20 protein-coding genes and 2 pseudogenes are annotated in these 24,273 nt (G+C 36.7%); 10 read left to right on the forward strand and 12 right to left on the reverse strand.

Annotation, left to right across the window (positions count from 1 at the left end):
- The 3 genes and pseudogenes from D1003_RS11115 to D1003_RS09425 form a co-directional block, all read left to right on the forward strand.
- Positions 1-269: pseudogene (locus tag D1003_RS11115) on the forward strand (hypothetical protein); the annotation flags it as partial.
- Positions 270-301: 32 nt separating this feature from the next.
- A complete protein-coding gene (locus tag D1003_RS09420; protein ID WP_153936709.1) occupies positions 302-1,765 on the forward strand; it encodes an FISUMP domain-containing protein in 1,464 nt (487 codons plus the stop codon).
- Between the two features lie 35 nt (positions 1,766-1,800).
- Positions 1,801-1,896 (forward strand): annotated as a pseudogene (locus D1003_RS09425) (hypothetical protein); the annotation flags it as partial.
- Positions 1,897-2,094: 198 nt separating this feature from the next.
- Here the strand turns inward: D1003_RS09425 and D1003_RS09430 are convergent.
- From D1003_RS09430 to D1003_RS09460, 7 genes are all read right to left on the reverse strand, one after another.
- Positions 2,095-3,087 (reverse strand): chorismate-binding protein, encoded by a 993-nt coding sequence (locus tag D1003_RS09430; RefSeq protein WP_153936711.1) that lies wholly within the window; start codon positions 3,085-3,087, stop codon positions 2,095-2,097.
- On the reverse strand, positions 3,088-3,510 hold the full coding sequence (locus D1003_RS09435) for a PaaI family thioesterase (RefSeq protein ID WP_041321238.1): 423 nt from the start codon (positions 3,508-3,510) through the stop codon (positions 3,088-3,090). It abuts the gene before it with no gap.
- 14 nt (positions 3,511-3,524) lie between these two features.
- Positions 3,525-4,097, reverse strand: a complete 573-nt coding sequence (locus D1003_RS09440; RefSeq protein WP_014937249.1) for a 1-acyl-sn-glycerol-3-phosphate acyltransferase — start codon at positions 4,095-4,097, stop codon at positions 3,525-3,527.
- A gap of 212 nt (positions 4,098-4,309) precedes the next feature.
- Positions 4,310-5,983 carry a PspC domain-containing protein gene (locus D1003_RS09445; RefSeq protein ID WP_153936713.1) on the reverse strand — a complete coding sequence of 558 codons (1,674 nt, stop codon included), beginning with the start codon at positions 5,981-5,983 and terminating at the stop codon, positions 4,310-4,312.
- An 18-nt stretch (positions 5,984-6,001) separates the two neighbouring features.
- The gene (locus tag D1003_RS09450) at positions 6,002-6,331 is read right to left on the reverse strand and encodes a PadR family transcriptional regulator (protein ID WP_014937251.1); all 330 of its coding nucleotides are present in this window, start codon (positions 6,329-6,331) and stop codon (positions 6,002-6,004) included.
- 166 nt (positions 6,332-6,497) lie between these two features.
- Entirely contained in the window at positions 6,498-7,919 is a 1,422-nt protein-coding gene (locus D1003_RS09455) for an L-serine ammonia-lyase (RefSeq protein ID WP_153936715.1), read from the reverse strand.
- Positions 7,920-7,966: 47 nt separating this feature from the next.
- On the reverse strand, positions 7,967-8,608 hold the full coding sequence (locus D1003_RS09460) for an alpha/beta hydrolase (protein WP_014937253.1): 642 nt from the start codon (positions 8,606-8,608) through the stop codon (positions 7,967-7,969).
- A gap of 204 nt (positions 8,609-8,812) precedes the next feature.
- Here D1003_RS09460 and D1003_RS09465 point away from each other — a divergent pair, with 204 nt between their 5' ends.
- From D1003_RS09465 to D1003_RS09490, 6 genes are all read left to right on the forward strand, one after another.
- On the forward strand, positions 8,813-11,032 hold the full coding sequence (locus D1003_RS09465) for a TonB-dependent receptor (protein ID WP_153936717.1): 2,220 nt from the start codon (positions 8,813-8,815) through the stop codon (positions 11,030-11,032).
- Positions 11,033-11,042: 10 nt separating this feature from the next.
- Positions 11,043-12,386 (forward strand): hypothetical protein, encoded by a 1,344-nt coding sequence (locus D1003_RS09470; protein WP_153936719.1) that lies wholly within the window; start codon positions 11,043-11,045, stop codon positions 12,384-12,386.
- A gap of 90 nt (positions 12,387-12,476) precedes the next feature.
- Positions 12,477-13,967, forward strand: a complete 1,491-nt coding sequence (locus D1003_RS09475; RefSeq protein WP_153936721.1) for an ankyrin repeat domain-containing protein — start codon at positions 12,477-12,479, stop codon at positions 13,965-13,967.
- Positions 13,968-13,975: 8 nt separating this feature from the next.
- Positions 13,976-14,455: a DUF2271 domain-containing protein gene (locus D1003_RS09480; RefSeq protein WP_153936723.1), complete on the forward strand. Its 480-nt coding sequence runs from the start codon at positions 13,976-13,978 to the stop codon at positions 14,453-14,455.
- 5 nt (positions 14,456-14,460) lie between these two features.
- The gene (locus tag D1003_RS09485) at positions 14,461-16,644 is read left to right on the forward strand and encodes a PepSY domain-containing protein (RefSeq protein ID WP_153936725.1); all 2,184 of its coding nucleotides are present in this window, start codon (positions 14,461-14,463) and stop codon (positions 16,642-16,644) included.
- Positions 16,634-17,611 (forward strand): FAD:protein FMN transferase, encoded by a 978-nt coding sequence (locus tag D1003_RS09490; RefSeq protein ID WP_153936727.1) that lies wholly within the window; start codon positions 16,634-16,636, stop codon positions 17,609-17,611. Before D1003_RS09485 ends, D1003_RS09490 begins: the two co-directional genes overlap by 11 nt.
- Before the next feature lies 1 nt (position 17,612).
- Here D1003_RS09490 and D1003_RS09495 read toward each other — a convergent pair whose 3' ends face one another.
- The 4 genes from D1003_RS09495 to D1003_RS09510 form a co-directional block, all read right to left on the reverse strand.
- Positions 17,613-18,227: a YigZ family protein gene (locus tag D1003_RS09495; RefSeq protein WP_153936729.1), complete on the reverse strand. Its 615-nt coding sequence runs from the start codon at positions 18,225-18,227 to the stop codon at positions 17,613-17,615.
- Between the two features lie 154 nt (positions 18,228-18,381).
- Entirely contained in the window at positions 18,382-19,068 is a 687-nt protein-coding gene (locus D1003_RS09500) for a 5'-methylthioadenosine/adenosylhomocysteine nucleosidase (protein WP_153936731.1), read from the reverse strand.
- 10 nt (positions 19,069-19,078) lie between these two features.
- Complete coding sequence (locus D1003_RS09505) at positions 19,079-20,221, reverse strand: inorganic phosphate transporter (RefSeq protein WP_064969941.1); 1,143 nt, start codon at positions 20,219-20,221, stop codon at positions 19,079-19,081.
- A gap of 34 nt (positions 20,222-20,255) precedes the next feature.
- Entirely contained in the window at positions 20,256-20,894 is a 639-nt protein-coding gene (locus D1003_RS09510; RefSeq protein WP_052910473.1) for a DUF47 domain-containing protein, read from the reverse strand.
- Positions 20,895-21,186: 292 nt separating this feature from the next.
- On the opposite strand from D1003_RS09510, the gene D1003_RS09515 reads away from it, so the two are divergent.
- The gene (locus D1003_RS09515) at positions 21,187-21,720 is read left to right on the forward strand and encodes a hypothetical protein (protein WP_153936733.1); all 534 of its coding nucleotides are present in this window, start codon (positions 21,187-21,189) and stop codon (positions 21,718-21,720) included.
- A gap of 101 nt (positions 21,721-21,821) precedes the next feature.
- On the opposite strand, the gene metE is transcribed toward D1003_RS09515, so the two are convergent.
- A complete protein-coding gene (metE, locus tag D1003_RS09520; protein WP_153936735.1) occupies positions 21,822-24,134 on the reverse strand; it encodes a 5-methyltetrahydropteroyltriglutamate--homocysteine S-methyltransferase in 2,313 nt (770 codons plus the stop codon).
- Positions 24,135-24,273: the final 139 nt, after the last annotated feature.

The following is a 24,273-nucleotide window of genomic DNA, read 5'->3' on the forward strand; positions in this document are numbered from 1 at the left end:
TTATAAATATGATTTCGCTAACATTAGTTGGGGACGTTTGGGCTCTAGCACACTCTAAGTTTTGTTTTCATAAAACCCCGCTAGAAATCCCATTAGCTCATAAGTTTAATTTGTTGTTTTTATTGGGAGGACTTTTAGCATACAGAAGGAGCTTTTTTGTTCTTTCTGCCTTAGTCTTCCTCCTTATTTTTTTGTGTGTAGAGAGGAAGAAGGCGTTTTTTACAGCCTCATCAATCCTTAATCCAACATCTATAAACTTTAAACCTTGAATATTAAACTTTAAATATTTAATTATTATTTTATGAATAAAATTTTATTATGTGCGGTGTTTCTTCCCCTAGCGCTAAACGCCCAAGAAGATTACAGAAGCAGAGTAGGCATCAATACTACTGAACCCAAAGCTACTTTGGAAATTTCTAAGGTGGCAGTAAGTCCTACAATGCCAGCAGAAAGGGCACAAGGAGTGCTATTTCCCGAATTTACTACGGCAGAACGACTTACTTTTTCGCCTAACACCAAAAAGGGTACTCTAATTTACAATAAAGACAAAAGCTGTATAGAGATATATCAAGGCTTCATAAATGGGGTACACGAGTGGGCTTGTACCAGTACCGATGCACGTACGGTTAGTAATCCTTCCGCTACAGCTACAGCCACTCTAGGAGCGGTACAAGATATTAGGCTAGTGGTCTTTAAACATAACGGTAAAAACTACTTAGTACAAGGGGGCAATATTGTAACAACAGGCATAGCCGACGAAGCAGAAATCCCAGTAAATATCCCTTACAGTAATGCACAACCTACTAATGGAGATTATAGCGCTTATGAGCAAACTTTATCTTTAAAAAATGTAAGTGGCTATATGCAAGACTTTAAGTTATACTATCCAGCAGGTAATTTTGCAGGAGCAGCAACAGGCACTATACAAGCTAAGTTGAAAAATGTAAGTGGAGCTGCTTATTACCCTGCCTTAGACCCCTTAGACGGGATATATCATAATGCCATTAGCGGTGCTAATGCTTATACTATCAGTTTAAATGGAAACAGTACCACCACGCTCAAAGTGCAAACCCTTACGGGCGTTCCCGACCGTTGCTTTGATAAGACGACTAAAGACTGTGTAGGCTCTGGAGAGAATGTGAAAGAGCATAATTTTGTTTATCTTCCTGTTACGGTTATGGGAACTTACGATGTAAATGGCAGACCTTATTCTAAAGAATGGCTAAGCCTCAATTTAGGGGCAGATTATGCTAATGTGAACTCACCGCATTTCAACCCTACCCAGCAAGCCACTTCGCCTACAGATTATAAGGCTTATGGCTCATTATTCCAGTGGGGAAGAGTTCAAGATGGTCACGAGCTTATCAGCTGGTCTTCTCCTACAAGTGGGACACCTAAACGCAATGTAGGTTGGTACAACAATACTCAATCATATCGATTCAACGACCCTTGTCCTTTGGGATGGCGTACCCCGACACAAGCACAACTAAAAGAGCTTCATCAGGCTTTGACGAATGATGGTGAAAATTATATTTATGATAGTCAGACTTGGAACCAATCAACAATACACCTACCTAATAATGGAGCTAGGAAGACTGATTATAATACATTTGTTGATACGGGTGTGAAAGTTAACTTGTGGATTAGGGATGCATGGACTGGAGGGTCATCAGAACAGAGGTTTATTATCAGAACACTTGATTTATCAACTGTGCTTACGGAAGATAGGACCAACGGCTATGGTATCCGCTGCATCAAGGAATAGTCAACTTTAGCAATTAGAACTATAAAACGGGAAACTACGAGCTAAGCATCACCACGCAAAGGAGCAGTGGCAACGCCTTACTCAAAGACCCGAGAACAGAGACGTTATCCACACCCGTAGTGATAGGATAACGGTCTTAACCAAAACCCAACCAATGATGCCCACCGCTATACTATAGTGGTGGGCATTGTTATTCTGACAGCACAATCCCATAAAAACAGACAGCCCAATGTCGGAGCCTCCGACACGGTAAGGTAGGACACCCCGACATTAGCAAGTCGTACTGTACGACACGGTAAAGTTGCACCAGACGATATAGAACAATGGGGTTATTTCAATACCAAATGATTTTCTATCACCAAAGCCTTTAGCTCTGTTTCTCGCCATTCTTTTGGTGGTAGGCTTTTAGCGTTTATGCCACCGCCTACATATACCAAAGCCTTGTTTTGATATACCTCTGCACACCTAAGATTTACAAAATAAAACACACCATTGTGATGGGTTATTTTAATATATCCCGAATAAAGCTCTCGAGAGTGGCTTTCAAACGCCTTGATGCTTTCCTTACAAAATGCTTTTGGGATACCACAAACGGCTGGTGTAGGGTGCAGCTCTTCTATAATATACGGCACTTGGTCTGCGGCAACTTCTAGTACAAAATCGTTTCTGAGGTGCTTTATAGAACCGCTTGGCACGGTATAAGTTTCGGATACTTCTACCCTATCCGAGTATTTGGTAAGCGTGGCTTTAATGTAATCCGTTACGGGTTTTTGTTCCTCTAGCTCTTTGTCGGTCCATTCTTCGTTTAGAGGGAGTGTTCCCGCCAAACTCATCGTCTTGAACTGATGACTGCTAAAGTGGTACTCGCCTAGAGTTTCGGGTGTAGCTCCTACCCAGCACTTGCCATCACGAACCAATAAATAAACTAATGCCGAAGGATAGGCTTTGCATAAGGCTAAAAAAGTAGCAGTAAGCGATGCTTCTCTACCGTTAAAATCTAGTATTTTTCGTCTAGAAATTACCAATTTGGGTAAACGGTGCGTCTTGATAAACGCTACCACTTGGGCTATCTTTTCTAAGTAGGTATTTTCGTCCTCATCAGCTTCGGCTAAATCTGATAAAGCCTTTAATTCGGTAGAAGAATAGTCTAAAGATTGTAACTCCTCGGCAGAAATTTCTTTAGTGGTTCCTTTAAACGAATATCTTTGATAACCATCAAAATCAAAAAAAGAAACCTCATCTTCCGCTCCAGTAGAGGCTTCGGATAAGGTATAAATGGTTGTTGTATTAGGTAGTCTATAAAAAACAGAATCTCTCTGCATCTATTTCGCTATAATATTATTAGTCATTGTAGTATGGTTGATAAGCACTCCTTTCTCATCTCTGATTTCTATTTCAGAAACGTGTACCGTTCTGCCTTTTCTAATAAATCGGGCAACACCAGTGAGCATTCCGTCTTTTTTACTTCTGAGGTGGTTAGAGTTGATGTTAGTCCCCACCGCATAAAACTTTGATGCATCTACATTGATGCCAGACAGACAAGAACCTAGCGTCTCCGCTAATACACAACTTGCCCCACCGTGCAAAATCCCAAATGGCTGATGCACCCTTTCGGTTACAGGCATCGTGGCAGTAAGGGTGTCTTCGGTAACATCGGTAAACACGATGTCTAGCAGCTTACCCATATGCATCTCGCCCCAATGATTAAGGAACTCTAATATTTCTTTTTTCTTTGCTTCTTCCATCGTTCTAGAAATGATTATTGAATGTTAGGATTCCAATTTTCTGGTACTTTAGGCACGATGTTTCGCTCCACGAAATAATCGCCAATTATTTTAAGTATTTCTTCGTAAGGTTTTGTCTGTACTTCTTCTAGACTTATCTTCCTACCCAAATAGATGGTTTTGGTTCTAAAATCTCCCGAAGCCATTACAATAGGTACTTTAGCCGCCAAAGCCATATGATAAAACCCTTTTCTCCATTTTTCTACATAGCTTCTAGTTCCCTCTGGAGTAATCACCAGCGAAAAATCTTCTTTTTCAAACTGTTTTGCGACAAAGTTTACCAAATTGTTCCTTTGGCTACGGTCTATCCCAATACCGCCTATTGCCTTTATCAAGCCCCCGTACCACGCTTTAGTATGAGCATCTTTAATAATTACCTTAAGAGGCTTCCCTAAAGACCAATACGCCAAGTTGCCCAGCATATACTCCGAGTTGTGTGTATGTGGAGCCACCACAAGAATACAGCGGTCTAGATTATTAACATCTCCGTCTAAAACCACCTTCCAACCTATAATTTTAAGAATGATTTTCGCTAGTATTTTTTTCATAGTATTTTAATTTTTAAACAAAACAGATAGCCCAAAAACTTTAGGCTATCTGCAAAGGTAATTATTTTATACTAAATCTATTTTAAAAGAATATCCCGAAAACGAAATCTATAAACTTAGTGATGAGTTCTAAGACCAATTGTATCATAATATCTTGTTTTTAATGGTGATTATTTTTAGCAAATATAAGTTTTTATTATCAACTTCAAAACTTATTTTCTGTTTTTTATACTGATGATAATGTCGCTAATATCATCACTATCTAGGTTAAGTCCTTCAATCACTTTTTCGGCTTCTTTCTCATCGTATTTCTTACCATTAACGGTGATAGAATCACTATCCGCAGTATTAAAGCTAATGTGGTTACCACCAGAACTGAAAGAGAATGAGGCTTGATTAAACACTTTGCTGTTTGAACTATGAGAATTATTGGATTGATTACCTTCATCCTCTTCACTAAGGTTAACTTTTGAGTTTTCCATTCCCAATACCTTCATCGTTCTAGGAACTACCAATTCGTAATCTACATTATAATTCCTCATTCTATCTTGGTACGGATAACTAAAGTAGTTAGGTATGAATATTTTATTACCTTCCACTTTTACTGGAATATTCGCTCTCAACGGTAAATTATACCCCGAAGCTCTTTTCTTAACCACAAGATAAGGTGTTTTTACAGTATCTTTTCTCACAATTTCAATGTACGGATATCCGTCTTCTTCAAAAACAGTTTTGTTATCCGAGTACACGCTATTCCAGTAAGATTTGAACTGTGGTGGTATGTTTACTTTGTTAGTCCCTACCCACAAACTATCAGAAGTGGTATTGATGGCTATATTATCTGTTTCCTCGTTAGAACCTCTAAAATTAGTTTGGTAATTCATTGCAGAGAACCCTGTAATTCCTAGTAATACTAGCCAAACAAAACATAAGGCTCCTATAATATACCCCACATACTTCAGCTTAGTTTTAGGAGAAAATAACTTGATAGATAAAAAGATAAATATCAGCGCAGGTATAAGCATCGTAACAAAAGCTAAGGCAAGCCCCGCAAATTTTATATTAGTATCATCTATATAAAACCCTACAAACCCTGGCAAAGTAAGTCCCGTGCCTGTAACACTAACTCCAAACACCATAAATGCTCCTGCTAAAAACACCAACCCTAACAGTCCTAAAAAACCGCCAATTACATACCTTAATGCATTTAGAATGCTATTCCCCGCTTCGTTGATGACTGGTCTAGTATCCTGATACACCTCATTGATACGTTGGGTAGAATCGTTAGCAAATTTTACTATTTTGCTAGATTCATTTTTCAAATTATCAAAGTTAAGTGGCTCCCCTCTCATCTTCAGAAAATCTGCTGCCGTAGTTGCTTTGGGAAGAATAATCCAAAAAACTACATAGACTAATACCATAAGCATTGGAGACCCTGGCAATGGAATCAAAATTAGAAATAATGCCAACCAAATAAGCCTCATAGCAGTCATATCCATTCCGAAATAAGCCGCCATACCTGCACATACTCCTGCTATTTTTTTTCTTTCTGGGTCTCTGAAAAGTTGTCTTTCTGACACTTTCGTTCTTTGTTGAGTAGTCTTTTGGGTATTGTGATAACCTTCTTCTTGTTCTTCTATTTGTTCTGGTCTTCCTATTTGAGCGATTACTTTCTCTACATCAGCATCGTTTACCACTTCTCTTCTACCCAAACTCTCTTTAAATATTTCTACGATTCTGATTTCTATATCATACATAATCTCATCAGCCTCCTCTGCATCTAGAGAATTTCTGAGAGCCTTTAAGTAATCACTTAGTTTGATATAAGCGTGTTCTTCTATCATAAAAGAAAAACCAGCCAGTCCTATTGATAATGTTTTGTTCATTTGTTTAGTTTTTAGAGGTTATTGTTTTTGAGTGATTTTGTTTACAGCTTGTGTGAGTTCTTGCCAAGTAGTTCTTAACTCTTCTAAGAAAACTTTGCCTTTATCCGTAATTTGATAATACTTTCTAGGAGGTCCTCCCGTAGATTCTTCCCATCGGTAAGAGAGAAACTCTCCGTTTTTAAGTCGGGTAAGTAGAGGATAGAGCGTTCCTTCTACCACATCAAAGTCTCCGTCTTTTAGCACTCCCATTAAATCGGAAACATACATTTCCTTTTTACTAAGAAGGTCTAAAATACAGAATTCTAGAATACCCTTTTTCATTTGAGCTTTAGCATTTTCTATATTCATAGGTTTAGTTCTTTATTTTATTAAACTATTTCAACAGTACAAAGATATAAAATAAATTTACTATTATGCAATACAAAGTAGTGTTTTTTTATTAAAAATTTTTCAACCCACAAAAAAACTCCAGCTAAAAGCCAGAGTTTCAATTTAATTTCAAAAAGTATTTTCACTAACATTCCGCTACATTTACTGCAATAGCAAGACCACCTTCCGAAGTTTCTTTATATTTAGCATTCATATCTTGAGCCGTTTCCCACATAGATTTTATAACATCGTCTAGGCTTACCTTTGCCGCTTTAGGGTCGCTCTCCAAAGCAAGATTTGCTGCTGTAATCGCCTTCATTGCCCCCATAGAATTTCTTTCAATACACGGAATTTGAACCAAACCTTTAATAGGGTCGCAAGTTAAACCTAAGTGATGTTCCATAGCAATCTCCGCTGCCATCAGCACTTGTTCTGGCGTTCCACCTGATATTTCGGTAAGCCCCGCCGCTGCCATCGCAGACGACACGCCTATCTCTGCCTGACAACCACCTGCCGCTGCCGAAATGGTTGCATTTTTCTTAAACAAAGTACCTACCTCACCTGCCACCAACAAGAAACGAATCACATCTTCCTCCGAATTGAACTCCGTAAAAGTTTGTGCATACATAAGCACCGCAGGAATAACACCACTCGCTCCATTGGTAGGTGCCGTGATAATTCTTCCAAAACTAGCATTCTCTTCATTTACCGCCAAAGCAAAGCAAGACACCCATTTATTGATAGTACTAAAACTTCTCTCAGAATTTACCACGAGATTAAACCATTCATCTATATTATGATATTGAGCGTTTTCGCCTAAAAGTTTCTGGTTGAGTTTAGCCGCTCTTCGGGAAACATTAAGTCCACCTGGAAGAATACCCTCTTTATTAACCCCCTTATAAATACATTCTCTAATCTGTTGCCATATATACAAGGCTTCCGCAGCCGTTTCTTCTTGAGTACGCCACGCCTCTTCATTGATTTTAACTAAATCCGAAATTCTTTTTAGGTTCAGTTTTTCACAATAATGGATAATGTCTTTCGCTTTATGACAAGGATACAAAGTTCTGATACAGCTTTGCTCCAAAGTATTTTCCTCTTTGGTCGCCACGAAACCACCACCTACCGAATAATAATCTTGACTTATTTCTTCTCCATCGTTAAAAACAGCTTTAAAAATCATTCCGTTAGGATGAAAGTCCAAATTTTCTTTCATATTAAGAACGAGATGTTTACCATATACAAAAGGTAATTCTTTCTCTCCTCCTAAGTTTAATTTTTGAGAAGTTTTAATAGCGTCTATTTTTTCATCTATCTTGGTAGTGTCTATGGTTTTAAAATTTTCTCCGCAAAGCCCTAGCATTCCAGCGATATCAGTCCCGTGTCCTACCCCTGTTTTAGCTAAAGAACCAAAAAATTCCACAAAAACCTCTTCCACCTCTTGTATGGAACGATGCCTTCTTATCAAATCTAAGAATAATTCTGCTGCATTCCACGGTCCCATCGTATGGGAACTAGAAGGTCCTATCCCTACCTTAACTATTTCAAAAACACTTATTGATTGCATCGGCATTATAAATTTTAATGCAACAAATATAAAGTATTAAGGTAGGCTTAAAAAATTTTTCTTAAAATTTCCGATACTTCCTTCGCTTTAGTGGCTGGAAAGAGGTGCGTAGCATTCTTTATAACATAGTCTGGCTGAGAATTTTGTATTGGGAACGCGATATCTTTATCACCCATAATTTGGATAATATTTTCTGTTTTTTCAAACTCCCAATTTACAATTTTATCCAAACTCCATTTGAGATAATATGGATCTCTTACCCTAAAATATTTATCTACCCTTGGGCTATCGGCTTCTATAAATTTCCTTATAAAACTATACACAAATACGGATTTTTCCGAGAAAAAAGAAATAGGAAGAAACTTCAATAATTTGATTTTCTTGAAAAAAGAACCCACTTTTGGCATTTCGGCGTTCGATTTTATAGAGGCTAACAACACCACCTTTTCCGCAGGTTTTATTTTTTTATTGATTTCTTGAACTATAAATCCTCCAAACGAATATCCCAAAAGTGCAAATGGTTCAGAAAAATCAATCTTCTCTGCCATTCTGCGGACATAATGCTCAAAATTCTCATTATTTTCGGGGATAAGCCACGGAATGAAAATAGGCTCTACAGTATCAGGAAACTTAATATTTTCTAAAATTTTAAAATCGGCTCCCAATCCGCTGATAATGTATAATTTCATTTTGTTCTTTTAAGTAGTATATCTCCCAGCTTCAGCAAAATTTATGCTAAACCATCTTAGCTTCAAAAAATGCCTCCGTATAACATTACTAATATTAAAAATCAACACTTTAGCTCTACTAATATAAAATTTATGACATAAATCATAGATTTTATTTGTACTAATTCTAAATTAAATTTACTTTTGCGAAGAATTTATTCAGCTATGAAGAAATTAGCATTATATCTAGTACTCATTCCCTTTTTAGGAATCTCTCAAAACCACAAAATACATTTGAGAGATAGTACCCAACATAGAGATATTAAAGAAGTTAGATTTACCAAACTAAAATCTGTAAAATCCGAAATAGAAAAGAAAGGGTTTGCTGTAAACGTGATAGAAACCAAAGAGATAGCGCTAAGAAATGTACAAACTGTAGAACTACTGGATAAAAGTGTAGGAGTAAGGGTAAGGCAAAACGGTGGATTGGGCTCTGATATCAACCTAAATATTAACGGAATGTCTGGTAACGCCATCAAAATAATGATTAACGGAGTACCTGCATCTACCTACGGAGCATCTTTTGACCTCAACAGTATCCCCACTGCAATGATAGAAAGAGTGGAGGTCTATAAGGGCGTTGTGCCAGGAAGTATCGCTGATGATGCCTTGGGTGGTGTCATCAATATCATATTGAAAAACGACATTAAAAATCAGTTCAACGCTTCTGTATCTTATGGGTCATTCAATACCATACAAACTCAGATGAATGGTACTTATAGAGCCTCTAAATCTGGCTTCACTACAAAATTCAATGGATTCTACAACTATTCTGACAACGATTATAAAGTATGGGGAGATTTTATAAAAATTACACTCCCTAACGGAAGAATGGAGCCTGTTGTAGCTAGAAGATTTAATGATGCTTTTTCTGCTGGAGGAATATTGGCTTCTATAGGATTCTCTAACGTAAAATGGGCTGATGAACTTATGCTTAGTTATAATAAAACTAACTCTTATAAAGAGATACAACACGGTGTTTATATGACGATGCCTTATAAAGGTAGGTCTGTGACTTCAGATGCTGATGTACTTACTTTGGATTATCGTAAAAAGAATTTCTTATTAAAAGGGCTTGATGTTAATATACAAGGTATATACAGCCACAGAGAGCGGCTAACTAACGACACCGTAAGACATAGGTACAATTGGCTAGGAGAAGTTCTGTTAGATAGAAACCAAGGCCAACCTATACTTTCTACCACAGGAGCACAGCAAGGCAAAAGGACGATGCTCAACATCACTAGTGCCATCTATTCTTCCAGAGCTAATGTTAGTTATAGTGTTAATCGCCATCACCGTTTTGTATTTAGCCATCTATTCCAGTCTATAAAAAGAGAGGAAGATGATGAAATACTAACTCCCCTAGAGCGAGAGTTTACTCCTAAAAGAAACTTAGTAAAAAACATCAGCTCGTTATCGTATGAAACCAACGCTTTCAGAAATAAATTAAAAACTAACATTTACGGAAAGATTTTCCAACAAAATATAGAGCGAATAGACAATAGAGCCTATACACTTAGTAACCAAACTATTAGATACACCGAAATCAATAATAGCACCGTTAGAGAGCATAGCTTTGGAGGTGCCCTCTCTTATCTTATAAAACCTGCCATCGTTGTTTTAGCCTCCGCAGAAAAAGCGGTAAGACTGCCTAACGAAAACGAAGTATTTGGTGAAGCTGGAGAAAATATTATCCCTAATTTTAATATTAGACCCGAAAAGAGCCATAACTATAACATTGGTTTCAAAATAGGTCCTTATCAACTCAATCATCATAGTCTATCATTATCTTCTAACTTTTTCATAAGAGATACCAAGGACAAAATCGTAAGACGAATGGCTACTAATATTACAGATGCTATACAAATAGAGCCTTTTGAAAACTTAGGTAAAACAATTTCCAAAGGCATAGATATAGAGTTGAACTATTTTTATAAAAAGTACCTCAACATTGGCGGTAATTTCTCTAAGTTTGATGCGAGATACAATAATAAATACGATAATAATGGTAATATACTAGCCCTCTATGGGAAACAACTTCCTAGAGAACCATATATGACGGCTAATGCCTTTATTAACTATAGTCTAAATGATTTTCTCCAAAAAAAATCACAACTTAAAATGCACTATAATTTCCAATTTGTGGATAGCTTTTATAATGTTTGGATTATTAGTAAAAATATCGTAGGCTACGAAAATTTCAGAACTCCAAGACAATACTTACACGACATTGGTATGAGCTATTTCTTTCCAAATAAACAATGGGTAGTTAGCCTAGATGTAAGAAATTTATTCAACAGACAAGCGTTTGACAATTTCGCAGTACAAAAGCCAGGAAGAGCATTTTTTATGAAAATCAATTATCAATTTAATAATCTATAATTTAAAAAAAATGAAAAGACAAATTTTAAATTTAGCTAAGCCTGCATTATTTCTAGGATTAGCATTAGGACTTACTAGTTGTAATAGAGACGAACCTGCTACAACAACCCCTGAAACTCCTACCTCTGAAAGAATGATTACTATAGCAGGAGCCATTATGGGACAAAATGCAGGAGATGGTAACGGTGGTACTATTCTTTACTCTATTTCTAAACAAGATGCTAAAGACCCCAACAAGAGTTTCAACATTTTTGAAAATGGTTTCTTAGTAAGGTCTGAAAGAACCGCAAGATTACAATCTTCCGAAGACGGCACAGTTATGTTTAATATCGCCTATGCTGGAGCTAACGGCGGCGAATACTCTAGATACAAAGTAAAAGGAGGTAATGTGTTTGAGGAATTTGGTGCTAAAGCTGATATCTCTCAATATGCTACCAATGCCCCTAGATGGGTAAAACTATTTGATGGAGACAAAACAGGGGTAGCCGTAAATGTACAAGCTCCAGTTGTGAAAACAGGAGAAAACAATGTGTACCAATACACTAGAGGCATCGCTAGTATTGTATCGCTAGACCTACAAGAATCTCTCATCACTAATAATACTTCTTTTGAGATACCACTTAGTGCAGAAGAAGAAAAGCTAGGGCATCACATCTTTAGACTAGATGCTCCTACTCTGAACAAAGCTAAAAACAAACTTATTATAGGTACTTGGTTAAGAAAAACCAACCCTTCTACTGGAACTAACGAAAGAACTTTTGAAAGATTAGGCTCTAAATCGGTTATCGTAGATTACCCTTCACTTAAAAACCCTAAAGTGATTACCTCTACAGTAGGCTTTGGGGATACTAGTGGCTACAGAAGTTTCAATAGCTTCCTAGGAGAAGATGGTAACATCTACCAAGCGACACAAAGAGATTCTAAAGGCTCTCATATCCTAAAAATTAATTCAGACAACGAATACGATAATTCTTATGTATTCAGTCTAGATGCTGCTTTGGGCGTTAAAGGCACTTATATAGAATGTTGGAGATATGCTGGTAATGGCATTGCTTATGTTATGTACACTCATACAGATGCACCTACCTCTGCCACTACCAATTTAAAACAAAGTTTCTTAGCTAGAGTAGATTTAAAAGCTAAAACTGCCTCTAAAGTAGATTTACCTTACGATGCAGATTTATACTTCTTCCAATACCAAGGTATGGTAGTAGATGGCGACGAAGTATTTATTACCTTTGCACCTGTAGGTAAAGATGGTAACATCTACATACTTAACAGCAAAACTGGAAGCGTAACCAAAGGAGCTAGATTGATTAACAAAACTGGAAATCACTTCATAGGAGCTTTCTAACTTACTTGCTTTCAATATAAAATCGGGAGTTAGAGCTATTTATTCTCTACTCCTGATTTTTTCGCTTATCAATCATTAAATCATTAAAAAATGAAAATTAAAAAATTTTTAGCATTAGGACTAGGGCTTATCTTCTCTCATGCTATCGCACAAAACACTCTTCTAGAAAGAAATTTCTGGGAAAACAAACCTCAACTAGAAACCGTAAAAGCCGAAATAAAAAAAGGAAATAACCCTGCCGAAGCCAATCCTGCCAACTTTGATGCTACTACTCTTGCCATTCTTCAAAATGCTCCTATAGAAGTTATAAAATACCTTATAGACCTTGAAGGAAATGGCATCACGAAAAGCACTCACGACAGTAGAACTTACCTTCATTGGGCAGCGTTTAAAGGCAATGCAGAACTTACCGAATGGCTTTTGAAAAAAGGAGCTTCTGTACAGCATACCGATAGTAGAGGTAATACACCTTTAGCCTATGCTACATTGGGCGGACTTAAAGACACCAAAATTTACGACCTCTTTTTAAACCACGGAGTTAACATCAGACAAAAGTATAAAGACGGAGCCGAAATTTTCCATTATGCTATTTCTAACGATGATGAAAACTTAACCATTACAAACTATTTTCTAAGCAAAGGTGTTCCTCTAGAGGTTAAAGATAATCTTGGTAGAAACATTGCCGATTATGCTTCCAAAGGACAAAATCTTAACTTACTAAAAAAACTTATCGAAAAAGGTATTAAACCTAGCTCCGAAGCCTTATTATTCGCAGCAAGAGGAAGTAAAAAATGGCAAGAAGTTGCTCCTTTCTTCAATTTCCTCATCAACGACCTTAAAATATCTATCAACACGACAGATGCCGAAGGTAATAATGCCCTACATCACGCACTTTCGGGTAGAGGAATCAATGACGATATGGTACAATTTCTTATAGAACAAGGCACTTCTTACGAACAAGCGAACCAAGAAGGAGAAACTCCTCTAATGAAGGCTATCCAAAGGAATAAAACTAATTTAGTTCAACTTATGCTTTCCAAAGGAGTGGATAAAATAAATGCTACTAACAAGAAAGGTATATCTGCTCTAAGTTTCGGTGTGCAATATGCCAGTCCAGAACTTGTAGAAACCCTTATCAAGAAGGGAGCAGACATCAATACAACAGACCAAAAAGGAAATCATCTGGGGCTTTATCTTGTAGAATCTTACAATAAACGAGATAAAAATGCGTTAGAAAGCATCATTTCAAAAATAAAAATACTTACAGACAAAGGGGTTGATTTAACTAAGCCTCAAGAAGACGGAAATACATTGGCTCATTTGGTAGTCCAAAAACAAGAGCCTAAATTATTAGCTGTAATGAAACCTTACATTAAAGACATCAACGCTAAAAACAACGAAGGCTTAACTGCATTACACCTCTCTGCAATGATAAGCAAAGATTTAGAAATGATAAAACTATTGCTAGAAAACGGAAGCGATAAATCCTTAAAAACATCATTAGACGAAACCGCTTACGACCTAGCCATAGAGAACGAAATCTTAGGGAAAAATAAATCAGAATTAGAATTTTTAAAATAAATTAAAGAATGAAATTATTATTAAAAAATAGTTTAATCTTAGCTTTTACACTGGTAAGCACATTAGCTTTAGCTCAAAAAACAAATTATAAATGTATGCTCCAACTCAAAAATTACAAAGGAGAAGGTGCCTACATTGTAGCATCTCTAGTCAATGCTAAAGGAGCTTATATAAAGACACTAGCCGTAATGGGCGATGATGCCGAATGGTACAATACACTTAAAGAGTGGCATAAGTTCCAAAAAGTTAAAAAAGAAAAACTAGATGCCATCACAGGAGCCTCTGTATCTCCTGGAAACAGAGCTGCCAAAGTTTTTGAAATAGACTCCCAATGGATGAACAAAGGCTTTAAAATAAGATTTGAATCTGCTGTGGAAGACCAAGACTACCATATAAAAGATGTAGAAATTCCACTTACAGATGCAGAAATCAGTCAAAAATATGAAGGTAAGGGCTACATAAGATTTATTAAACTTAATAAAATTTAATTTAGATGAAGACGGCTATTTGGCGTTATTTACACTTGGGTTTAGCTTGTTCTATTTCTACTTTACTCATTATAGCCTCCGTTACAGGAGGCATTTTGGCATTAGACGAAATGGTAAAAAAATCTGAATATAAAGCACACCAATTTCCTGCTCACATTTCCATTTCTGATGCCATTAAAAACATCAAACCTTCTTTTTCTGAAATACAAGAACTAAAAGTAGAACAACAAGTACTTATCGTAGAGGGATTTAACCAAGACCTCAACACCGTTGTAAGCATTACCAACCCATCTAATGGCAAACTTATAGCACCACCTAGAAAAAGCCACCAATGGGTCAATTGGGCGAATACCTTACACCGTTCTTTATTCTTACACGAGCTAGGCAGAGGCATCATAGGAGCTACCTCCTGCCTATTTTTACTGTCTATTTTGTCTGGTGGGATATTGCTTTACAGAAGACAAAGCAACCGCTTACTATACAATGCTAAAACAAATACCAAAGTAGATTTCATACACTTTATAGGTGGAAAATGGCTAGGTATTCCCCTATTCATCATCGCATTTACGGGGAGTATCCTGTTCCTTTTTAGATTTGAGGTACTACGCTCTACGCCTGCTCCAGTAGAAACTTTCAAAACCAAATCAAAGAACACCTCTTCTCCATCAGAGTTTGAAATATTCAAAAATACCCCTCTCACAGAGGTTAAAAAATTGAGTTTCCCACTTTTTGAAGATGAGGAAGAATATTACAAACTTACTACCAAAGAAGCAACTTTCACCATCAATCAATTTACAGGAGAAATTATATCAAAACAAAACCAAACACCACTACAAAATTTTGAAGGTCTTAATAAGACTATCCACACAGGCGAAATCCATTTTATATGGGCAATAGTTTTATTTTTCAGCAGCCTTAGCATCCCTCTCTTTATATTTTCTGGCATCTTACTTTGGTGGAGGAGAAAAAAGAAGAAAATTAAAAATCCGTTCCAAGCCAATCAAGCAGAATACATCATTCTAGCAGGTACTGATGGTGGCACTACTCTAGAATTTGCCAATAAAATTCATCAGCAATTTTTAGACTTAGGTCTCCGCTCCTATCTTACCGAAATGAACCACTACACCACCTATCCTAAAGGGCGTTTTTTACTATGTTTCGCCTCCACCTATGGTGATGGAGAAGCTCCTTCTAGTGCTATATATTTTGAAAAAAAACTAAATACCATTGTACAACCTCACAAAATGAAATACAGCATCGTGGGATTTGGCTCTATAAATTATCCTAAATACAATGCTTACGCTACGCATATCGCCTCTATTTTGGAAGAAAAAGAAACTTTTGAAAATGCTTTACCAATAGTAAAAGTAAACCAAAAATCACCAACAGCATTTCTAGAATGGGTACAGTATTGGAATGAATATTTCCCAGAATATCAGCTCAATACTTCGGAATCTTTTTACAGATTAAAACTCAAAAAAAAGATAAAACTTAAAGTGTTAGACAAAACCGAAGTGTGTACACATAACCAATTATTTAAAATAAACCTTAAACCTCTTGTTAAAATACCACTTCGGTCTGGGGATTTGCTAGAAATAACACCTATGGAAAACCAACCTAGACTCTACTCTGTCGCTAAACAAAATAATTCTATAACTCTATGGGTAAAACTTATCCCTAACGGATTGGGGTCTAATTTTCTCTATAATTTAGCCATAGGTGATAAACTTAAAGCAACACCTATCCAAAACAAACATTTCCGTTTTCCTAAAAAAGCAAAATCTGTCCATCTAATATCCAACGGTACTGGTATTGCTCCATTTTTGGGTATGATAGCCGAAAATACTTCTTTAACAAAAATCTATCTCTACGGTGGATTTAGACATCGTACCTCCATTATTTCTGAAATAGAAAAAGACTTAAACCATTACATCAAAAATAATCAACTGACTAGCTATCAGTTAGCATTTTCTAGAGATACTAATGGCAATAGAATTACTAAATATATAATAGATGATTTGGCACAGATAATAGCCTCGCTAGAAAATGGTGGCACTATGATGGTATGTGGTTCTGTAGAACTTCTATCAGATATAGAAACCGCTATCAACAACTATTCTGAAAAACACCATACTCCTAATTACACCTATTTTAAAAATCACCATCAAATCTTAACTGATGTTTACTAAATCTATCCTTAATAAAAGTTTCCCCATACTATTCAGTTTATTATTTTCAACTCTTTTCGCGCAACACCTTGCCATTAAAGACACCGTGCTAATGGGGTGTAGCTTCCAAATAAAAATAGTGGGGAAAGACAGTATTACCGCACACACTTTAGCCCACGAAGCCGCTGAAGAAATCAGTAGAATAGAACATCTCCTCTCCGATTGGTTACCCAGTACCCCCGTATCCCAAATCAACCAAAATGCAGGAAAACAACCTATCATCGTCCCCAAGGAGGTTTTTGACATTACTCAAAGAGCTAAAAATTACGCCGAAATAACGGGTGGTATTTTTGATATTACCTATGCTTCTATGGATAAAATTTGGCGATTTGATGGTAGTATGACCACTTTACCTTCGCCTGAAGACATCCAAAAAGCCACTAGAAATATAGGTTATCAGCACCTCATCCTCAATCCTAAAGACCAGAGTGTTTTTCTAAAAAAAGAAGGCATGAAGATAAGCTTTGGCTCCATAGGAAAAGCTTATGCTGCAGATAAAGCCAAAGAAAAAATGATAGAAAAAGGAGCTTTATCAGGGCTCATCAATGCTTCTGGAGATATTACCACATGGGGAAACAAAAACTCTAAATCTTGGCGTATCGGCATACATAACCCTTATCAAAAACACCTGCCTATAAAAGTTTTAAAACTCTATAACAAAGCCGTAACCACATCTGGAGATTATGAAAAATATGTTTTATTTAATGATAAAAGATACAGCCATATCATAAACCCACTTACTGGCTACCCTTCCACAGGAACCACCAGTGTTACAGTAGTAGGCGAAAATGCAGAAATCTGTAATATGCTAAGCACTTCTCTAATGATTCTAGGGGTTGAGAAAGGTAAAAAACTCATCAAACAATATCCAAAATATACCGCCTATCTCATCACAGACCAAGGAAAAGTACACCATCTAAAACCCTAGCTTAATCTAATACCTTTATTTTAGCTTGATGAATTTCGGAAAATTGCTCTATTAGAGAAGATTCTTTCGCCTTTTTTATTGAAGCAATGATACTACATTTCTCATCAGCATTAAACTCTTTTATTTGAGCCTCATTTTTATTTAGTAAAGTAAAAATTACATTTTGAAGATTGAAAGGAAATTCTATTCTTATCTGTGTTTCAAGCTCTTTGGTAACAATCTCTGCTTCGTCTAGCGTTATCTTAGCCGATTCTTTGTAAGTCTTTACCAAGCCACCTACCCCTAACTTAGTACCACCATAATATCTTACCACAATCAGCAGAATTTGAGTAAGCTCATTAGCTAAAAGCTGATTATAAATAGGTAATCCTGCACTACCAGAAGGCTCTCCGTCATCATTCGCTCTATAATTTTCTCCATTAAGTCCTAACCTAAAGGCGTAGCAATGATGTGTTGCTTTAGGGTGTTCATCTTTTATTTTATCCAAACACGCTTTTAGCTCCTCCTCATTATTTATAGGATAAGCATAGCCCAAGAATTTACTTCCTTTTTCTTTCAAAAGGATATTTTCTACAGGCTCACTAATGGTTTTATATTCAAAAATAGCTGACGACAATGGCTTTAGTTTTATACGAACACAAAAATAAGAATAAATTTTAGGAGTTTATTTTAAGTTTTAATGTCCGTTTTTTTATTAACCTAGCAAAATATTAGAATATACGGCAATTTATTTTAGTATTTCATTGAGTAAGATATGAAGAAAAATTCAGCTACAAATTCTTAATTAAATCAATATTGATTTGAGCGGAAATTTTTCCAGCTTCGGTAACAAATGTATCAAAGGAAACCGTAGTACCTTCTCCTGCAATATCCGAAATGGCTCTTAGAACAATAAAAGGGGTTTTCATTTGATGGCACACCTGTGCAATAGAAGCAGCTTCCATCTCCACAGCTTTTGCAGTACGGAAGTTGTCTTTAATCCATTGAAATTTTTCAGGACAGTTGATAAAAGCATCACCACTAACGACTAAACCTTTATTAGCATTGATGCCGTGTTTTCTAATGACAACCTCAGCTTTTTCTACATAAAAGGAATCAGGTATGAAAGCTGGAGGCATTTTAGATTGTTGCCCGAGCTCGTAACCAAAAGCCGTTAAATCCACATCGTGGTGGCGTACTTCTGTAGCGAGGATAATATCTTTGATTTGAACCTCTTTCAGTCCACCTGCCGTTCCTGTATTGATAATTAAATCAGGAGCAAAATGATTAATAAGTAAACAAGTCCCTATAGCCGAACTTACTTTACCAACTCCAGAAAGTAAAATAATAACTTCGTGGTTGGCAATAGTCCCAATGTGAAACTGAAATGAGTGAATTTCCTTTTTTATAGGATTTTCTAGAGCATCACATAAGTGCCTTATTTCAACTTCCATCGCTCCAATAACGGCTATTTTCATAGTTTATAGTTTAAAACATTATCACAATAAGGTACGTAATCCCTGCCACTATCGCACTAATTGGGATTGTAAGTATCCATGCCCAAAGCAAACTCACTGTAATACCCCAACGCACTGCAGAAACCCTCTTTGTAAGCCCAACTCCGATAATAGAACCCGTAATCGTATGGGTAGTAGATACAGGAATACCAAAGTGGTCGGTTAAAAATAGAGTAACCGCACCCGCTGTCTCTGCACTTACCCCTTCTAATGGTGTTACTTTGGTGATACGAGTTCCCATTGTTTTCACGATTTTCCAACCACCACTCATAGTTCCTAACGCAATAGCCACAAACGATGCTAACGGAACCCATACATAATCTTTCGCAAAATAGTTGAACCTATCAGTAGGAAGCATTTGTGCGTATATATCTGTACCACCTACCATATCTACATGGTAGAAAATCACTGCTGCTCCGATAATCCCCATCACCTTTTGAGCATCATTAAGCCCATGCCCTAAACTGAACAAAGCTGAAGAAACCAACTGAAGTTGTTTAAATGCTTTTTCCGCCTTGTGAGGATTAGACTTTTTACAAATATTGATGATGATAAGTGTAATAATAATAGATACTACCATACCAATAAAAGGAGCCATAAAAATGAATAAGAATATTGGTATTACCTTACTGTACTTTACTACATCTTGAGAAAACAACTGTTTAAAAGCCAGTTTCATTGTTTCGAAGGTAGACAACTCTGGTTGTGCCGATACAATCTCGTGATAATCCAAAACCAAAGCGTGCATAAGAGCAGCACCTAAAAACCCACCTATAAGCGTATGTGAAGAAGATGATGGTATCCCAAACCACCAAGTTAGAAGATTCCAAGCGATAGCCGCCATCAATCCTGAAAAAATAACTTCTAGATTGATGAAGTCTTCGTTCACCGTCTTGGCAATAGTATTACCTATCTTAAACTCTCCTACAATGTAGAAGGCTATAAAGAAAGCGGCGAAATTCCACACAGCAGCCCAAAGTACTGCTTGAAAAGGGGTTAAAACTTTAGTAGAAACAATAGTCGCTATAGAGTTAGCGGCATCGTGAAAGCCATTGATATAGTCAAAAATAAGTGCTAACGCAATAATGACAATGAGCAGTATAGGAAATTCCATACTTTTTTTGTTTTAAGTTAAATTTAAAAAACCTCTAAGCGTATTTGATGATAATATTATCCAAGATATTAGCTACATCTTCTGCCTTATCTGTTACCTCCTCTAGGTAATTAAGCACTTGGCTTACCTTAATAACATTGATAGGGTCTCCAGACTCAAATAGTTTTATCATCGCTTGGCTATGCACATCATCAGCAATGTTTTCAATGCTATTGATTTTGATGGTAGCCTCTTTAACCGCCGCAGGATTTTTAAATTCTTTAAGATTTTCTATCGCTACTTTTATTTGTAAGCAAGATTTATGGATGAGTAGCGAAAGCTCTTGGAATGCATTAGTTTCAGGACTTTTATATAAGAATATATACTTAGTAGAGGCGTAGATATAATCAGCTATATCATCTAAAGCACTCGCTAGATAATGGATATCTTCTCTATCAAAAGGGGTAATAAAGTTTTTACCCAACTCCACATAGATTTCGTGAGTAATATCATCATTCTGATGCTCAAAATCACTTATTTTTTTCAATAGAGAGTCATCATTTATATCAAAATCTTTAATCCCTTCGTGGAAAATCCTAGACATTTCCACCAAATTATCAGCTACTTTTTCAAACAGCACAAAAAATACTTTATCTTTTGGCTGAAAAACTTTGAATATGTTACCTATTCCCATTTTATTTTTATTTTACAGGTGGCAAATATCTGTATAAACTCGGAACTAGAGAAATTCTAATGTTAATTTTTCTTAACATTTGATAAAAATCATTACATAATCATTTTAAGATACATCTTATTTTTCCAATTCCTAAGGCTATCCGCCACAAACATCACTTCGATAACTTTCTAGCTAACAAGTATCTTCTGAATTGATAAATGGAAGCTATCATAAATACTTAATAAAAATTTAACCTACTTATAACCATATAATGCTAACTTTGGCAAGAAACATTAAATACTAACAGATTATGAAAAAAATTCTTTTAGCCGTATTTCTAATGGCAACGGTAACAGTGGGTAAAGCCCAGTCAATTTTGGGAAAATATGAACAATCTGCATTAGATGCTCCTGATGAATATAAGCACAGTGAAGATGATGTAGTAATTACTAGAGATGCCAAAGCATCAAAGAAAATATGGATAGCCAACCTCATTCCCAATAGTAGATTTTATGCCATACTAGATACAAAAGGTGAGAGAGGTTCGAGCTACTCTGTACCAAAACAAACTGCAGGTTCGTATAGAATAAACTTAGGGTGCATCGTTTTTAATAATGATGACGAAGATGGTGGAAGATTAACCATATCTCTAAACAATAAAGCGGATTGTTTAGATGATTATGGACCTGTAAGTGTGGGAAAAGATGGCGTGAGTGTAGGCGGAATAAAAATTGGAAGTAATGGAACCGTACGTGCCAAAGGTGTGGATATAGGAAGAAATCGCATAAAGGTAGATGCCAAAGAGGTAATAGTAGGAATCCAGTACATAGGGCATAAAAAATAGAGTATAAAACAAAATATTGCCACCTAATAGGGAATTATTATTTATTATCCCTAGAAAGGTGGCAATATCTTTTTTAGACGGATATACTTCTGTCTGTACTATTAGTTAGAATACTTCGCTCTTAATTCTTTCGCTGTTTCTACCATCGCTACAAGAGCGGCTTTGGTTTCTTCCCAATGGCGTGTCTTAAGCCCACAGTCTGGGTTTACCCAAAGTTGTTCTTTAGGGACTACCGCTACTGCTTTATCCATCAGTCCAGACATCTCCTCAACCGAAGGTACACGAGGCGAATGGATATCGTACACACCAGGACCTATCTCGTTAGGATACTTAAAATCTGCAAATACATCTAAAAGCTCCATTTGCGAACGAGAACACTCTATCGTAATCACATCGGCGTCCATATCAGCGATATTAGAAATAATATCGTTGAACTCCGAGTAGCACATATGCGTATGTATCTGGGTAGCATCTTGAACTCCCGAAGCAGAAATACGAAAAGCTCTAATTGCCCACTGTAGATAATCTTGCCAATCCTTTTTTCTTAACGGCAAACCTTCTCTAATTGCAGGCTCATCTATCTGAATCACTTTAATACCCGCCTTTTCTAAATCTACCACTTCGTCTCTAATTGCTAAAGCAATTTGGGTACAAGTAGCAGAACGAGGCTGGTCGTCCCTTACAAAAGACCATTGCAAAATAGTAACAGGACCCGTAAGCATACCCTTTACAGGAACTTCCGTTAAAGACTGGGCAAACTTAGACCAACGCACCGTCATTGGTACTGGGCGAGATACATCTCCAAAGATAATAGGTGGCTTTACACAACGAGACCCATAACTCTGCACCCAACCAAACTTAGTAAATACAAAGCCTTCTAGCTGCTCTCCAAAGTATTCCACCATATCATTACGCTCAAACTCCCCGTGAACTAGCACATCTATACCTGCGTCCTCTTGAAAACGGATAGACTCTTCTATCTCCTTCTCCAAAAGCCCATCATACTCTGCTTGGGTTAGCTGTCCTTTTTTAAACTGTGCTCTCCAGCTACGAACTTCTGGAGTCTGCGGGAACGAGCCTATAGTAGTTGTAGGGAACAATGGTAAATTTAATGACTGATGTTGTAGCTCTCTACGATGAGCAAAAGCACTATTACGCTGTGCCTCTTTATCTGTAATCTTAGAAAGACGCTCCTTAACCCCTTTGTTATGAATAAGCTCTGATACCTTTCTACTTTCTGCGGCTTTTTTATTTTCTGCTATAAGTTTTTGTGCCGATTCTGAAACTACCCCATTAACGATAGAAGTAAGTGTAGCCACCTCGGTAACTTTCTGCTTTGCAAACGCTAGCCACTGTTTAATTTCTGGGGTCAAGACAGCTTCGTTATCCTCCAGCTCCAAATTACAAGGCGAATGTAATAATGACGACGAACTTGCCACAAATACACGCTCTGCTCCTAACTTTTCTTTAGCTTTATTGATAAGCGTAAGCGAATCTTCAAAATCATTTTTCCATACATTTCGTCCGTTTACCACCCCTACCGATAAAATCTTATCCTCTGGAAACTTGTCTAAAACAAGCTCTAATTGCTGCGGTGCTCTCACCAAGTCGATATGGAGTGCCTTTGTAGGAAGAGAAAGTGCTAACTCTAAATTATCTCCCAAGGCTTCAAAATAAGTAGTTAAAATAATCTTGAGCTTAGGAAACTCTTCTTGAAACTTCTGATAAACTTCTCTATAGGCTTTCTGTGCCTTCTCATCTAAATCTAATACCAATAGAGGCTCATCTATCTGCACCCACTCTACCCCTGCCTCTTGCAGCTCGGCTAAAATCTTACGATAAACCTCCAGTAGAGAAGGTAACAACTCTAGACGGTGGAAACCTTCCTCCTTCTCTTTACCTAATAAAAGATAAGTTACAGCCCCTATCAAAACTGGTTTAGTTTCAATCCCTAAATCTTTTGCCTCTTTGTAATACTCTAGTGCAAAGTTCTTACGCAACGAGAACGATTGGTCTTTAGTAAATTCAGGAACAATATAGTGGTAGTTAGTATCAAGCCACTTGGTCATTTCCATTGCAGTAATATCTATCCCCTCCTTCTGATACCCCCTAGCCAAAGCAAAATACAGCTCCAAATCTGTTTTTTTAGCTTTTTCTAACTCCAAATAACGCGTAGGGATAGCATTAAAGCTAAAAGTAGCATCTAACACTTGGTCGTACAACGAAAAATCGTTAGACGGAACCAAATCTACTCCTGCCTCTTGTTGCAGTTTCCAGTTGTGAGTACGAATTTCTTTCGCTACCTTCTGTAGCTCGTCTTCGGTTATCTTACCTGCCCAAAATTGCTCATTAGCCTTTTTGAGTTCTCTTTTCTCCCCAATACGAGGATACCCTAAAATGTTTGACTTTACCATGCTTACTAGCCTTTATATTATTTATATGCGAACAAAGTTCTGTAAAAAAATAGAATAAAAAAAATTTTTTACTGTAAAATTTTAAAATTACACTATTTTAATACAACATTTACTCTAATACACAGATAAAAATACATAC

The sequence above is a fragment of the Riemerella anatipestifer genome (assembly GCF_009663465.1).
Taxonomy (GTDB): Bacteria; Bacteroidota; Bacteroidia; order Flavobacteriales; family Weeksellaceae; genus Riemerella; species Riemerella anatipestifer_C.

Coding starts and splice junctions, on each gene's coding strand:
- D1003_RS09465 (WP_153936717.1), top strand. CDS start 8,813: ATGAAGAAATTAGCATTATATCTAGTACTCATTCCCTTTTTAGGAATC.
- D1003_RS09510 (WP_052910473.1), bottom strand. CDS start 20,894: ATGGGAATAGGTAACATATTCAAAGTTTTTCAGCCAAAAGATAAAGTA.
- D1003_RS09445 (WP_153936713.1), bottom strand. CDS start 5,983: ATGAACAAAACATTATCAATAGGACTGGCTGGTTTTTCTTTTATGATA.
- D1003_RS09480 (WP_153936723.1), top strand. CDS start 13,976: ATGAAATTATTATTAAAAAATAGTTTAATCTTAGCTTTTACACTGGTA.
- D1003_RS09435 (WP_041321238.1), bottom strand. CDS start 3,510: ATGGAAGAAGCAAAGAAAAAAGAAATATTAGAGTTCCTTAATCATTGG.
- D1003_RS09420 (WP_153936709.1), top strand. CDS start 302: ATGAATAAAATTTTATTATGTGCGGTGTTTCTTCCCCTAGCGCTAAAC.
- D1003_RS09475 (WP_153936721.1), top strand. CDS start 12,477: ATGAAAATTAAAAAATTTTTAGCATTAGGACTAGGGCTTATCTTCTCT.
- D1003_RS09470 (WP_153936719.1), top strand. CDS start 11,043: ATGAAAAGACAAATTTTAAATTTAGCTAAGCCTGCATTATTTCTAGGA.
- D1003_RS09430 (WP_153936711.1), bottom strand. CDS start 3,087: ATGCAGAGAGATTCTGTTTTTTATAGACTACCTAATACAACAACCATT.
- D1003_RS09440 (WP_014937249.1), bottom strand. CDS start 4,097: ATGAAAAAAATACTAGCGAAAATCATTCTTAAAATTATAGGTTGGAAG.
- D1003_RS09500 (WP_153936731.1), bottom strand. CDS start 19,068: ATGAAAATAGCCGTTATTGGAGCGATGGAAGTTGAAATAAGGCACTTA.
- D1003_RS09455 (WP_153936715.1), bottom strand. CDS start 7,919: ATGCAATCAATAAGTGTTTTTGAAATAGTTAAGGTAGGGATAGGACCT.
- D1003_RS09485 (WP_153936725.1), top strand. CDS start 14,461: ATGAAGACGGCTATTTGGCGTTATTTACACTTGGGTTTAGCTTGTTCT.
- D1003_RS09490 (WP_153936727.1), top strand. CDS start 16,634: ATGTTTACTAAATCTATCCTTAATAAAAGTTTCCCCATACTATTCAGT.
- metE (WP_153936735.1), bottom strand. CDS start 24,134: ATGGTAAAGTCAAACATTTTAGGGTATCCTCGTATTGGGGAGAAAAGA.
- D1003_RS09505 (WP_064969941.1), bottom strand. CDS start 20,221: ATGGAATTTCCTATACTGCTCATTGTCATTATTGCGTTAGCACTTATT.
- D1003_RS09460 (WP_014937253.1), bottom strand. CDS start 8,608: ATGAAATTATACATTATCAGCGGATTGGGAGCCGATTTTAAAATTTTA.
- D1003_RS09450 (WP_014937251.1), bottom strand. CDS start 6,331: ATGAATATAGAAAATGCTAAAGCTCAAATGAAAAAGGGTATTCTAGAA.
- D1003_RS09515 (WP_153936733.1), top strand. CDS start 21,187: ATGAAAAAAATTCTTTTAGCCGTATTTCTAATGGCAACGGTAACAGTG.